General features: G+C 45.9%; 8 protein-coding genes, 2 tRNA genes and 3 rRNA genes. 6 read left to right on the top strand and 7 right to left on the bottom strand.

Translation table 11 applies throughout. The features are described from left to right. The 3 genes from DQN58_RS08120 to DQN58_RS08130 are packed head-to-tail and all read left to right on the top strand — an operon-like array spanning position 1 to position 1,476. Positions 1–672: an ABC transporter ATP-binding protein gene (locus DQN58_RS08120; protein ID WP_006718561.1), complete on the top strand. Its 672-nt coding sequence runs from the start codon at positions 1–3 to the stop codon at positions 670–672. Further along, entirely contained in the window at positions 662–1,168 is a 507-nt protein-coding gene (locus DQN58_RS08125; protein ID WP_006718563.1) for a TlpA family protein disulfide reductase, read from the top strand. The genes DQN58_RS08120 and DQN58_RS08125 overlap by 11 nt, the downstream gene beginning before the upstream one ends. Then, positions 1,165–1,476 (top strand): c-type cytochrome, encoded by a 312-nt coding sequence (locus DQN58_RS08130; protein ID WP_006718565.1) that lies wholly within the window; start codon positions 1,165–1,167, stop codon positions 1,474–1,476. The genes DQN58_RS08125 and DQN58_RS08130 overlap by 4 nt, the downstream gene beginning before the upstream one ends. Before the next feature lie 206 nt (positions 1,477–1,682). On the opposite strand, the gene rrf is transcribed toward DQN58_RS08130, so the two are convergent. The 7 genes from rrf to birA all read right to left on the bottom strand — a co-directional run bounded on the left by rrf (position 1,683) and on the right by birA (position 8,630). Beyond that, a 5S ribosomal RNA gene (gene rrf / locus DQN58_RS08135) occupies positions 1,683–1,798 on the bottom strand. Between the two features lie 146 nt (positions 1,799–1,944). Continuing rightward, positions 1,945–4,841, bottom strand: a 23S ribosomal RNA gene (locus tag DQN58_RS08140). 314 nt (positions 4,842–5,155) lie between these two features. Beyond that, a tRNA-Ala gene (locus DQN58_RS08145) sits at positions 5,156–5,231 on the bottom strand. A 96-nt stretch (positions 5,232–5,327) separates the two neighbouring features. Continuing rightward, a tRNA-Ile gene (locus DQN58_RS08150) sits at positions 5,328–5,404 on the bottom strand. 90 nt (positions 5,405–5,494) lie between these two features. Beyond that, positions 5,495–7,034, bottom strand: a 16S ribosomal RNA gene (locus tag DQN58_RS08155). Together the 16S, 23S and 5S rRNA genes with 2 tRNA genes alongside form the textbook arrangement of a ribosomal RNA operon. A 376-nt stretch (positions 7,035–7,410) precedes the next feature. Continuing rightward, positions 7,411–7,614 (bottom strand): glycine zipper 2TM domain-containing protein, encoded by a 204-nt coding sequence (locus DQN58_RS08160; protein WP_006718567.1) that lies wholly within the window; start codon positions 7,612–7,614, stop codon positions 7,411–7,413. Between the two features lie 83 nt (positions 7,615–7,697). Beyond that, positions 7,698–8,630, bottom strand: a complete 933-nt coding sequence (gene birA, locus DQN58_RS08165) for a bifunctional biotin--[acetyl-CoA-carboxylase] ligase/biotin operon repressor BirA (protein ID WP_006718569.1) — start codon at positions 8,628–8,630, stop codon at positions 7,698–7,700. Positions 8,631–8,780: 150 nt separating this feature from the next. Between birA and guaB the strand changes: the two genes are divergently transcribed. From guaB to dcuC, 3 genes are all read left to right on the top strand, one after another. Continuing rightward, positions 8,781–10,247, top strand: a complete 1,467-nt coding sequence (gene guaB, locus DQN58_RS08170; RefSeq protein ID WP_032997903.1) for an IMP dehydrogenase — start codon at positions 8,781–8,783, stop codon at positions 10,245–10,247. A gap of 206 nt (positions 10,248–10,453) precedes the next feature. Beyond that, on the top strand, positions 10,454–11,830 hold the full coding sequence (locus tag DQN58_RS08180; protein ID WP_006718572.1) for a nucleobase:cation symporter-2 family protein: 1,377 nt from the start codon (positions 10,454–10,456) through the stop codon (positions 11,828–11,830). Positions 11,831–11,985: 155 nt separating this feature from the next. Beyond that, positions 11,986–13,341 carry an anaerobic C4-dicarboxylate transporter DcuC gene (dcuC, locus tag DQN58_RS08185; protein WP_006718574.1) on the top strand — a complete coding sequence of 452 codons (1,356 nt, stop codon included), beginning with the start codon at positions 11,986–11,988 and terminating at the stop codon, positions 13,339–13,341. The last annotated feature ends 102 nt before the right edge of the window (positions 13,342–13,443 follow it).

Raw genomic sequence — 13,443 nt, forward strand, 5'->3', positions numbered from 1 at the left:
ATGGCTAAACCAGTCATTGAAACACAGCATTTATATAAAAGATTCGGCCAAGTGACCGCACTTGAAGACATTAATATTCAAATTGCCGAAGGTGAATTCGTCTCTATCATGGGTGCCTCCGGTTCAGGTAAAACCACATTAATGAACATTCTCACCGGCTTGGATACCGCAACCGAAGGCAAAGTGATTTTAGACGGTGTGGATGCCGCACAACTGGACGAAACGGGCAGACAACGTTTCCGCGCGGAAAAAATCGGTTTAGTGTTCCAACAATTTCACCTCATCCCTTATTTAACCGCGCTTGAAAACGTGATGCTGGCGCAACATTACCACAGCGTAGTAGATGAAGCCGCCGCCAAAGCCGTATTAGATCAAGTGGGTTTGGCGCATCGCATGAATCACCGCCCAAGCCAACTTTCGGGCGGGGAACAACAACGGGTGTGCATTGCGCGCGCCTTAGTGAACCAGCCGCCGGTTATTTTTGCCGACGAACCGACCGGCAACCTCGATGAAACAAATGAAAATTTGGTATTGAATTTACTCACGGAATTAAACCGACAAGGGCGTACGATTGTCATGGTGACCCATAACCCGGACTTAGGCAAACTCACCAACCGCATTATTTACTTGCAACACGGCAAATTATTGCGTGAGGAAAAAAATGCGGGTTAATTTTCTTCGTTTTCTCGGTATAAGTGCGGTCGTTTTTTTCAGTGTTTCCTGCAAAGAGGAATCCGCGCAAATCGGCCAATCTGCCCCGGAAATTGCCGCCTTCGATCTACAAGGCAATAAAGCCTCGTTAAGCAACTGGCAGGGCAAAACTGTGCTCATCAATTTCTGGTCAGAAACCTGCGGTGCCTGCATTACGGAATTAAAAACCTTGCAACAATGGGCAGAAAAATACCCGAACCAAGTGCAACTGGTCGCCATGAATATCGACGGCGAAAAGGCCGACACACAAGCGATTATCATCAAACGACAACTCACCTTGCCGGTATTTAAAGATCAAATGAAAATCACCGCCGAACGCTACCAACTTGTCGGCACGCCAACCTCTTTCGTGGTTGACCCAAACGGCAAACTGATATATAAATTTGAAGGTTTGTTATCCGAAAAGGATTTACAACAACTCTTTACCCCAACGAAAATAAATCAAGGAAAATTATGAAAATTTACTACGCTATTCTTCCTCTTATAGCACTCAGTGCCGTTTCTGCCGTTCAAGCGGAAGGCGACATTGAACACGGCAAAAAAATTTTTAACCGCTCATGTGCACTCTGTCACGGAAAACAAGCTGAAAAATCAGCGATGGGACAATCCCAAATTATTAATACGTTCAGTCAAGAAAAAATTGTTAGCTCACTTCAAGATCGCAAAAGCGGAAAAATTTATGGTGCTGGCAATCACGTGAAAGAAGGGCTGAGTGACCAAGATATGCAAGATGTTGCAAGCTATATCCAAACGCTTAAACAATAGTATGGTTTCTTAATATCCTAAGCTCCAAACAACTTATAAAAAAACCGCACTTTAGATAAAAAATCTCAGTGTGGTTTTTCTTATGGTTTATCTCAGCCATTTATAGTTTATTGTCAGTTTTCTTCTATTCTTTTCTTATACGACTAAATTCCTATGCCCCTCAAAGCAAAAACCCCCGATGCTCTCACATCAGGGGTTCCTATCAGGCTTGGCGGTGACCTACTCTCACATGGGGATGCCCCACACTACCATCGGCATTACGGCGTTTCACTTCTGAGTTCGGTATGGAGTCAGGTGGGCCCACCGCACTATCGCCGCCAATATTCTTTATGATTTCTCTCTTATCTTATTCACGTCTTCTTAATCTAAAAACAAGCCTTCTCTCAACTCTCTCTTTGCGTCTTTCTCTTAACTGCTACTCTACTTCGCTCCATGCTCCAGGTCTCCCCAAAAACACTTGAGCGTTGTATGGCTAAGCCTCTCGGGCAATTAGTATGCGTTAGCTCAATGTATCACTACACTTACACACCGCACCTATCTACGTCTTAGTCTTAAACAACCCTTACTGTCTTAAAGACAGGGAGAACTCATCTCTTGGCAAGTTTCGTGCTTAGATGCTTTCAGCACTTATCTCTTCCGCATGTAGCTACCCAGCAATGCCTCTGGCGAGACAACTGGAACACCAGTGATGCGTCCACTCCGGTCCTCTCGTACTAGGAGCAGCCCCAATCAATTCTCCAACGCCCACGGCAGATAGGGACCGAACTGTCTCACGACGTTCTAAACCCAGCTCGCGTACCACTTTAAATGGCGAACAGCCATACCCTTGGGACCTACTTCAGCCCCAGGATGTGATGAGCCGACATCGAGGTGCCAAACACCGCCGTCGATATGAACTCTTGGGCGGTATCAGCCTGTTATCCCCGGAGTACCTTTTATCCGTTGAGCGATGGCCCTTCCATGCAGAACCACCGGATCACTATGACCTACTTTCGTACCTGCTCGACTTGTCTGTCTCGCAGTTAAGCTTGCTTATACCATTGCACTAACCTCACGATGTCCGACCGTGATTAGCAAACCTTCGTGCTCCTCCGTTACTCTTTGGGAGGAGACCGCCCCAGTCAAACTACCCACCAGACACTGTCCGAGACCGCGTTTCGCAATCTTCGTTAGAACATCAAACGTTAAAGGGTGGTATTTCAAGGACGACTCCATAATCACTGGCGTGACTACTTCAAAGTCTCCCACCTATCCTACACATCAAAATTCAATGTTCAGTGTCAAGCTATAGTAAAGGTTCACGGGGTCTTTCCGTCTAGCCGCGGGTACACCGCATCTTCACGGCGATTTCAATTTCACTGAGTCTCGGGTGGAGACAGCCTGGCCATCATTATGCCATTCGTGCAGGTCGGAACTTACCCGACAAGGAATTTCGCTACCTTAGGACCGTTATAGTTACGGCCGCCGTTTACTGGGGCTTCGATCAGGAGCTTCTCTTTCGATTACACCATCAATTAACCTTCCAGCACCGGGCAGGCATCACACCCTATACGTCCACTTTCGTGTTTGCAGAGTGCTGTGTTTTTAATAAACAGTTGCAGCCAGCTGGTATCTTCGACCGGTTCAACCTTCGCCCGCAAGGGACTACAATCTACGCCGGCGCACCTTCTCCCGAAGTTACGGTGCTATTTTGCCTAGTTCCTTCACCCGAGTTCTCTCAAGCGCCTGAGTATTCTCTACCTGACCACCTGTGTCGGTTTTCAGTACGGTTTAGATAAACCTGAAGCTTAGTGGCTTTTCCTGGAAGTGTGGTATCAGTTACTTCAGCTCCGTAGAGCCTCGTCATCATCTCTCAGTGTTAAGGAAGTCCGGATTTGCCTAAACTTCCCACCTACAAACTTAAACGTGCATATCCAACAGCACGCTAACCTAACCTGCTCCGTCCCCACATCGCAGTTTATCCAAGTACGGGAATATTAACCCGTTTCCCATCGACTACGCTTTTCAGCCTCGCCTTAGGGGCCGACTCACCCTGCCCCGATTAACGTTGGACAGGAACCCTTGGTCTTCCGGCGAACGGGTTTTTCACCCGTTTTATCGTTACTTATGTCAGCATTCGCACTTGTGATACGTCAAGCCCACCTCTCGATGAACCTTCATCCGCTTACACAACGCTCCCCTACCCAACAGACTTACGTCTGATGCCGCAGCTTCGGTGCTATATTTGAGCCCCGTTACATCTTCCGCGCAGGCCGACTCGACTAGTGAGCTATTACGCTTTCTTTAAATGATGGCTGCTTCTAAGCCAACATCCTAGCTGTCTAAGCCTTCCCACTTCGTTTCCCACTTAATATAGACTTTGGGACCTTAGCTGGCGGTCTGGGTTGTTTCCCTCTCCACGACGGACGTTAGCACCCGCCGTGTGTCTCCTGAGTATCACTCTTCGGTATTCGTAGTTTGCATCGGGTTGGTAAGCCGGGATGGCCCCCTAGCCGAAACAGTGCTCTACCCCCGAAGGTGTCCGCTCAAGGCTCTACCTAAATAGATTTCGGGGAGAACCAGCTATCTCCCGGTTTGATTGGCCTTTCACCCCCAGCCACAAGTCATCCGCTAATTTTTCAACATTAGTCGGTTCGGTCCTCCAGTTAGTGTTACCCAACCTTCAACCTGCCCATGGCTAGATCACCGGGTTTCGGGTCTATACCTTGCAACTATTCGCCCAGTTAAGACTCGGTTTCCCTTCGGCTCCCCTATTCGGTTAACCTCGCTACAAAATATAAGTCGCTGACCCATTATACAAAAGGTACGCAGTCACCCTTGCGGGCTCCCACTGCTTGTACGTACAAGGTTTCAGGTTCTATTTCACTCCCCTCACCGGGGTTCTTTTCGCCTTTCCTTCACAGTACTGGTTCACTATCGGTCAATCAGGAGTATTTAGCCTTGGAGGATGGTCCCCCCATCTTCAAACAGGATATCACGTGTCCCGCCCTACTTGTCGTTAGCTCAGTACCACAAAAGTATTTTCGAGTACGGGATTATCACCCTCTACGATTTGGCTTCCCAGCCAATTCCTCTAATACTTCCGCTATCACTAACAGGCTCCTTCGCTTTCGCTCGCCGCTACTCACAAAATCTCGGTTGATTTCTTTTCCTCGGGGTACTTAGATGTTTCAGTTCTCCCGGTTCGCCTCATTATCCTATGGATTCAGATAATGATAGTGGGTTCTTCACCCACTGGGTTTCCCCATTCGGACATCTTGGATTAAACGCCTCTTATCGACTCATCCAAGCTTTTCGCAGATTAGCACGTCCTTCTTCGCCTCTGATTGCCAAGGCATCCACCTTGTACGCTTTGTCACTTAACCATACAACCTCAAGTATTCTTACCTTATTATTTAAATAACATTAAACAATAAGCCTCAAACACTTCAACTACGATTAATAACAGTTAATTAAGAGTAATCGCCTTTTATCAATCACTCTCACTCAGACTTTCTTGAAAGTCTCGTTTTCAGCTTGTTTCCAGATTTTTAAAGAACAGATAAAACAATGTAAGTAAGTCAATTAGCTACTTACTATCATCATAGTTAAATTCATTTTAACTAACACAACGCAATATTTAATACCATCAAATAAAATGATAAAAAATATACTTCAATAAACTTAACTATGACGATATTGGTGGAGATAAGCGGGATCGAACCGCTGACCTCCTGCGTGCAAGGCAGGCGCTCTCCCAGCTGAGCTATATCCCCAATCACATCCCTTGGCTTTCACTCACACATAGCGGTTTGATATGTTCAAGATTAGTTAATGTTACAAAACCAATCTACCAAACTCACCAGTCTAAGTGGTGGGTCTGAGTGGACTTGAACCACCGACCTCACCCTTATCAGGGGTGCGCTCTAACCACCTGAGCTACAGACCCAATAGGATTTTGTCTTCGATATTTTGTTCTTTCCTTGTCTACAACCATCAAACAAACTGTGTGAACACTTAAAGTCGATTCTATCTTTGGTAAGGAGGTGATCCAACCGCAGGTTCCCCTACGGTTACCTTGTTACGACTTCACCCCAGTCATGAATCATACCGTGGTAAACGCCCTCCCGAAGGTTAAGCTATCTACTTCTGGTACAACCCACTCCCATGGTGTGACGGGCGGTGTGTACAAGGCCCGGGAACGTATTCACCGCGACATTCTGATTCGCGATTACTAGCGATTCCGACTTCATGGAGTCGAGTTGCAGACTCCAATCCGGACTTAGACGTACTTTGTGAGATTCACTCCACCTCGCGGCTTCGTCGCCCTCTGTATACGCCATTGTAGCACGTGTGTAGCCCTACTCGTAAGGGCCATGATGACTTGACGTCATCCCCACCTTCCTCCGGTTTATCACCGGCAGTCTCCTTTGAGTTCCCGACCGAATCGCTGGCAACAAAGGATAAGGGTTGCGCTCGTTGCGGGACTTAACCCAACATTTCACAACACGAGCTGACGACAGCCATGCAGCACCTGTCTCATGGTTCCCGAAGGCACTCTCATATCTCTACAAGATTCCATGGATGTCAAGAGTAGGTAAGGTTCTTCGCGTTGCATCGAATTAAACCACATGCTCCACCGCTTGTGCGGGCCCCCGTCAATTCATTTGAGTTTTAACCTTGCGGCCGTACTCCCCAGGCGGTCGATTTATCACGTTAGCTTCGGGCACCAAGCTCAAGGCCCAATCCCCAAATCGACAGCGTTTACAGCGTGGACTACCAGGGTATCTAATCCTGTTTGCTCCCCACGCTTTCGCACATGAGCGTCAGTACATTCCCAAGGGGCTGCCTTCGCCTTCGGTATTCCTCCACATCTCTACGCATTTCACCGCTACACGTGGAATTCTACCCCTCCCTAAAGTACTCTAGCTACCCAGTCTGAAATGCAATTCCCAGGTTAAGCCCGGGGATTTCACACCTCACTTAAATAGCCGCCTGCGTGCCCTTTACGCCCAGTTATTCCGATTAACGCTCGCACCCTCCGTATTACCGCGGCTGCTGGCACGGAGTTAGCCGGTGCTTCTTCTGTGATTAACGTCAATCGTGATGCCTATTAAACATCACGCCTTCCTCGTCACCGAAAGAACTTTACAACCCGAAGGCCTTCTTCATTCACGCGGCATGGCTGCGTCAGGGTTGCCCCCATTGCGCAATATTCCCCACTGCTGCCTCCCGTAGGAGTCCGGGCCGTGTCTCAGTCCCGGTGTGGCTGGTCATCCTCTCAGACCAGCTAGAGATCGTCGGCTTGGTAGGCCATTACCCCACCAACTACCTAATCCCACTTGGGCTCATCCTATGGCATGCGGCCTTGCGGTCCCGCACTTTCGTCTCTCGACTCTACGCGGTATTAGCGACAGTTTCCCGTCGTTATCCCCCTCCATAAGCCAGATTCCCAAGCATTACTCACCCGTCCGCCACTCGTCAGCAAGAAAGCAAGCTCTCTCCTGTTACCGTTCGACTTGCATGTGTTAAGCCTGCCGCCAGCGTTCAATCTGAGCCATGATCAAACTCTTCAGTTCAAAAAGTTTAATCGCTCAATACTGCTGACTTAATTAATCATCTATATAAATAAACGAATTTTCGTAGCACTATTCAGTTCAATTTTAAAATTCTTAATAATAAAAACGAATCTTCAAGTGCCCACACAGTTTGTCTGATTGATTGTTAAAGAACAAAAAACGACGCGCAGTTTTATGCTTTACAACGGCGCGTCGTTGTGGGGGCGTATTATAGGCATTTATTCAACCCTTGCAACCCCTTTTTTTCAATTTTTTGAAAAATATTTTTTAATTGATTATTTTTTAACTGCTCCTAGATAGTCTAGATAGTAAAGTGCGGTCGAAAACCAACCTATTTCCGACCGTACTTTAACTTGCTAAACCTGAGTGAATTAAATTATTTGCCCACCTGGCTTCCGATTAAGCCACCTAATGCCGCGCCACCTAGTGTTGCTCCGGTTGAGCCACCAATCATGTTACCGGCAACCCCGCCTACCGCCGCACCGATAGCCGTGTTTTTCTGGGTTTTACTTAAATTACTACAAGCACTTAATGCTACTGCTAGTGTCACAATACCTAAAAATTTAACTGTCTCTTTCATATGTAACCTCATGAGTTATAAGTTAAACAAGTAATATCTTCACGATTACTCACAAGATTAGACGCATTTTTTTCTCGAAAGTTTTACTTTTTCCGTAACGAAACTTCGCCTGCATTAAAATATTGCACACCCTTTTCTGTCATGAGACATAAATGACCTTGTGCATTAATCCCCTGTTCAATACCTGAAATGGTGTTTTTTTCGCTTATCACATTCACTTCTGTGCCTAAATAGGCATCATATTCCAGCCACTGTTGTTGCATTTCCGCATCAATGCCGTGCTGTTCAAAACGCGCTAAATAACGATAAATAGTATTGACCATTTGTATAATCAGTCTCTCACGATCAATATGTGGGAAAAATTCCGCCAACTCTGCCCAGGGTTGATCGATTTGTTTTTCTTGTCCAAGAGAAACATTCATGCCAATGCCAACAACCAAATTGAGTTTACCGTTAGGGCGATTAACAATTTCCACCAAAATACCGGCAAGTTTTCGCTCATTGACCAAAATATCATTCGGCCATTTGACTTGAAATCCGTACATGTCCAATTCAACTAACGCCTGCACAATCGCCAAGCCAATCACGGTACTCAACCCATCTAAAGGTTTACGAGGATCTAATTGCCAGTAAAAACTCATGATAATTTGCCCGGCAAAAGGCGAAATCCATTGCCGCCCACGACGGCCACGCCCGGCGGTTTGATATTCAGCCAAGCAAAGGGCCCCTTTTTGAAGGTGAGCAACATTCTCTAATAAATATTGATTGGTTGAAGAAATGACCGGTTTAACCACCACATGATAAGGCTTTAACGCCTCCGCCAGACGTTTTTCATTTAATAAAGGTAATTTGGGGATCAAATAAAGATGATCATTTTCTAACGTAAAATACAGTCCTTGTTGCTCCATCTGGCGCACTTCTGCGAATAATTCCTCTTTGCTGCAAGCTAAAAGTGCGGTCAAATTTTCCAACGAATTTTCTACATCGCTTGTCAGTAATTCTAATAATTTCGCCATAAATTTTCCTGTTTTTCAGCGTTTAAACGGTGGTTATCATACGCTAAAAACGCAAATTTTTTATCATTTTTTCTTTTCAAAGACAGGATGGATCTGTATAATCCGCTCGCAATATTTTTTCATCATTTTAACTTAAAGAGAGATATTGCAATGGCATTACGCATCTTAAAAGAAGCCCTCACATTTGACGATGTTCTTCTTGTTCCAGCTCACTCCACTGTGTTACCTAACACAGCTAACCTTTCTACTCAATTAACCTCAACGATTCGCCTAAACATTCCTATGTTGTCAGCTGCAATGGATACGGTAACCGAAACGAAATTGGCGATTTCCCTTGCACAAGAAGGCGGTATTGGCTTTATTCATAAAAATATGTCCATTGAACGCCAAGTGGATCGTGTGCGTAAAGTGAAAAAATTTGAAAGTGGTGTGGTTTCCGATCCCATTACGGTAACGCCAACATTAACCATCAGCGAATTAAAAGCCATTGCACAGAAAAATGGCTTTGCCGGCTATCCGGTTGTCGATGCTGAAGGTAATTTGGTCGGTATTATCACCGGTCGTGATACCCGCTTTATTTCAGATTTAAACAAAACCGTTGCCGATTTCATGACACCGAAGTCTCGCCTTGTCACCGCCAAAGAAGGGGCAAAACGTGAAGAGATTTTCCAATTAATGCACGAACATCGAGTAGAGAAAGTGTTAATTGTTGATGATAACTTCAAATTAAAAGGCATGATTACCTTAAAGGACTATCAAAAAGCAGAACAAAAACCGAATGCCTGTAAAGACGAATTCGGCCGTTTACGTGTAGGCGCAGCGGTTGGCGCAGGCCCAGGCAACGAAGAACGGATTGATGCCTTAGTCAAAGCGGGCGTCGATGTCTTATTAATCGACTCTTCTCACGGTCACTCCGAAGGCGTATTACAACGTGTACGTGAAACACGCGCAAAATACCCGAATCTACCGATTGTTGCCGGTAACGTCGCCACTGCAGAAGGCGCGCTCGCCTTGGCAGACGCAGGTGCTAGCGCAGTCAAAGTGGGAATTGGCCCAGGCTCTATTTGTACCACCCGTATCGTCACCGGCGTGGGTGTGCCACAAATTACCGCCATTTCTGATGCGGCTGAGGCCTTAAAAGATCGCGGTATTCCGGTCATTGCCGATGGCGGTATCCGTTACTCCGGCGACATTGCGAAAGCGCTTGCGGCAGGTGCAAGCTGCGTCATGGTCGGTTCTATGTTTGCCGGTACAGAAGAAGCGCCGGGCGAAATTGAATTGTATCAAGGTCGTGCGTTCAAATCTTATCGCGGCATGGGCTCTCTTGGTGCCATGGCGAAAGGCTCAAGCGACCGTTATTTCCAATCCGATAATGCTGCCGACAAATTAGTGCCAGAAGGCATTGAAGGCCGTATTCCTTATAAAGGTTTACTCAAAGAAATTATTCACCAACAAATGGGCGGATTGCGTTCTTGCATGGGCTTAACCGGCTGCGCCACCATTGATGAATTACGTACAAAAGCACAATTCGTGCGTATCAGTGGCGCGGGTATTCAAGAAAGCCACGTACATGATGTCACCATCACCAAAGAAGCCCCGAACTATCGTATGAGCTAATTGGGTTTCATTTTTAACAAGAAGTGCGGTCGATTTAAAAAACGTTTTGAAAATCGACCGCACTTTTTATTTTCTCTTCTACTCCTTTTTAATAAACATAAAATATTTTTTCTCAACATAAAAGCAATCGTTTGCGCAGCATCATAAAATTCACTAAAATACCGCCCTCTTATTCTCCTAACCCCAGCGTATCTAAGGATCATTTTATGGAACACGCTCAACACCAAACAGAGGAAGCGGATTTAGTCTATCGTCTCGAAGATAAACCGCCCTTTTTCAACGCACTAATTAGTGCAATTACCCATTTATTAGCCATTTTTGTGCCGATGGTTACCCCTGCCCTGATTGTCGGGGGCGCGCTCAATTTACCGGTACACATGACTGCCTACTTAGTGTCCATGGCCATGGTGGCATCCGGTATCGGTACCTATATTCAAGTACATCGTTTCGGTTTTATTGGCTCCGGCATGCTTTCCATTCAATCGGTCAATTTCTCTTTTGTCAGCGTCATGATTGCGGTGGGTTTAAGCATGAAAGACAATGGCATTGACGAACACACTATGATTTCAACCTTGCTTGGTATTTCTTTCGTCGGTGCTTTTTTAGTTTGTGGTGCGGCTTGGATTTTGCCTTATTTAAAACGTGTCATTACCCCAACTGTAAGCGGTGTCGTCGTATTGCTCATCGGTTTAAGTTTGATCGATATCGGCATTACCGATTTTGGCGGTGGTTTCGGTGCCAAAGGAACAGAAGCCTTTGGCTCACTACAAAACATCGGTTTAGCGGGTTTAGTGCTGGTTGTTGTGTTAATTTTTAACTGCATGCGCAATCCGTTTTTACGCATGAGCGGTATTGCCGTCGGCTTAATCGCAGGCTATATCGTTGCGTTATGCTTAGGCATGGTCGATTTTTCTCCATTAAAAGACGTGGACATCTTTACCATTCCGGTGCCATTTAAGTATGGTTTTGCTTTTGACTGGTCAGCATTTTGGGTCGCCGCCATCATCTATTTATTAAGTGTTTTTGAAGCGGTGGGCGACTTAACGGCAACAGCAATGGTTTCCGGTCAACCTTATGAAGGTGAAGAATTCCGCCAACGTTTACGCGGCGGCGTGTTTGCCGATGGCTTGGTGTCTGTGATTGCCACTGCTTTAGGTTCTTTACCGCTCACCACCTTTGCACAAAATAACGGCGTCATTCAAATGACCGGCGTGGCTTCCCGTCATGTTGGCAAATTTATCGCGGCCATTTTAGTCTTATTTGGTTTATTCCCAATTGTAGGTCGCGCTTTCACCACAATTCCAAGCCCGGTACTCGGTGGCGCAATGGTATTAATGTTCGGCTTAATCGCCATCGCCGGTGTGCGTATCATCATGACTCACGGAATCAATCGCCGTGAAGCGGTTATCGCGGCCACAGCGGTCGGCGTGGGCTTAGGAGTCGCTTTTGAGCCGGAAGTGTTCAAAATGCTGCCGGATGTTTTCCGCAATGCCATTGCGGCTGGAGGGATTACGGCTGTGGTATTAAACTTAATCTTGCCAAGAGATGCGCAAGATAAAAGCATTTACTTAAGCGAAAAATAAAAAGGATCGCAAGAAAAGGCGGTGTAAGAAAAACACCTGTAAAAAACACCGCACTTTTTATGATCAACCTCAAAATTTCAAATTAAAGCCGTTTACAACGGCTTTAATTTTTCGCTACATTCAGGCATCTATAAAATACAACCTAAGGAGATATTATGGATTTAATTATCGGTCTAATAGCAATCGTGCTCGTTGCGTATTACATCGTAAAAGGCTATTCCGCCACGGGCGTGTTAATGTTCGGCGGTTTGGTGTTGTTACTACTTTCCGTGCTAATGGGGCATTCCATTTTGCCTGAAAATGTAAAAAGCACAGGTTCAACCTATTTAGACATTATTGAGTATGTAAAATACTTGCTGTCTAACCGTAGCGGCGGCTTAGGGTTAATGATCATGGTGTTATGCGGTTTCTCCGCTTACATGACGCATTTAGGCGCAAACGATATGGTGGTGAAACTTGTTTCCAAACCACTCAAAAATGTACGTTCCCCTTACGTTTTAATGATCTTTGCTTACTTTCTCGCTTGCTTAATGTCTTTTGCTGTGTCTTCAGCAACAGGCTTAGGCGTGCTATTAATGGCGACGTTGTTCCCTGTGATGGTCAACGTGGGTATTTCCCGCGGCGCGGCGGCGGCAATCTGCGCCTCACCGATTTCCATCATTTTATCCCCGACCTCCGGTGATGTGGTGTTGTCTGCGGAAATCTCTAAAATTCCACTGAGCGAATTTGCCTTTTCTACCAGCTTGCCGGTTTCCCTCTTTGCCATTTGCGGTATCGCCATTGCGCATTTCTTTTGGCAACGTTATTTAGATCGCAAAGAAGGCGTGGTAACCACCACATTAGATGTAGCCGACATCAAAACCGATGTGCCAACCTTCTATGCAATTTTACCTTTACTGCCAATTATCGGCGTATTGCTCTTCGACGGCCAATGGGGCTTACCAAAATTACACATTGTCACCATTATCATTCTTTGTTTCATCATCACGGCGATAATTGACTTTGCCCGTAATTTCAGCGCGAAAAAAACCTTCGATAACCTAATCGTTGCTTATCGTGGTATGGCAGATGCCTTTGCCGGCGTGGTGATGTTATTGGTAGCCGCCGGTGTCTTTGCACAAAGCTTAAGTACAATCGGCTTTATTACGAACCTCATTGATTCTGCCCAAGCATTTGGTGGCAGTGGACTTATCATGATGTTGGTACTCGCCGTCATTACGATTTTGGCAACGATGGCAACAGGTTCCGGCAACGCAGCCTTCTACGCGTTTGCCGAATTAATTCCGAAACTTGCCACTCAAATGGGCGCTAACCCGGCTTACTTAACCATCCCGATGTTACAAGCGTCTAACCTAGGTCGTGGTTTATCACCGGTCTCCGGCGTTGTAGTTGCCGTATCCGGCATGGCAAAAATTTCACCATTTGAAATCGTAAAACGTATGTCTGTGCCAATGATCGTCGGCTTTATTTGCGTCATCATCGCCACTGAATTCTTCATTCCAGCCGTTTAATACGACATAAAGTGCGGTCGGTTTTCAACGCGTTTTAAAACGCAGAAAAAATCCACCGCACTTTTGTTATAATCTCGCCCCTTATTCTTTTTAATCAGTTAT

The sequence above is a fragment of the Aggregatibacter segnis ATCC 33393 genome, assembly GCF_900476035.1.
In the GTDB taxonomy this organism is placed as follows: domain Bacteria; phylum Pseudomonadota; class Gammaproteobacteria; order Enterobacterales; family Pasteurellaceae; genus Aggregatibacter; species Aggregatibacter segnis.